Origin of the sequence: Burkholderia sp. Bp8986 (assembly GCF_003854225.1) — a bacterium.
GTDB lineage: Bacteria > Pseudomonadota > Gammaproteobacteria > Burkholderiales > Burkholderiaceae > Burkholderia.
Map to the genome: position 1 here is coordinate 1 of NZ_QTQM01000198.1, position 580 is coordinate 580.

At 69.8% G+C, this 580-nt stretch carries 1 pseudogene; it reads right to left on the reverse strand.

From position 1 onward, the window contains the following. A pseudogene (locus tag DID99_RS36865) lies at window positions 1-557 on the reverse strand (phosphomannomutase/phosphoglucomutase); the annotation flags it as partial. Between the last annotated feature and the right edge of the window lie 23 nt (window positions 558-580).

Genomic DNA, 580 nt, shown 5'->3' on the forward strand with positions numbered 1-580 from the left:
CCCGCGACGCCGTTGCCGGCGTCGACGACGAGCTTCAGCGGGCGCGCGAGCTTCACGTCGCCAACGATGCGCGCGAGGTACTGATCGGCGACGTCGAACTGCTCGAACGCGCCGCTGCCCGTTTCGAAGCGCTCGTCGACGATGCGGCGGTACAGCGCCTGGATCTGCTCGCCGTAGATCGCCGCGCCGCGCAGCACCATCTTGAAACCGTTGTAGTCGGGCGGGTTGTGGCTGCCGGTGACGACGATGCACGAATCGACGCGGCGCTCGCCGCCCTTCAGCGCAAGCGGCACGCTCGCCGCGAAATAGCCGACCGGCGTGGGCACCATGCCGACGTCGACGACGTCGACGCCCGCCGCACGCAGGCCATCGGCGAGCGCGCCGACGAGCTCGGGCCCCGACAGGCGGCCGTCGCGCGCGACGACGACCGCGTCGCCGCCCTGGGCGCGCACTTCGCTGCCGAATGCCCGGCCGATCGCGCGCGCCGTGTCGGCGTCGAGCGTCTTGCCGACCACACCGCGAATGTCATATGCCTTGAAGATGGATTGGGAGATCATCGATTCTCTCTGGGTTGCGTGCA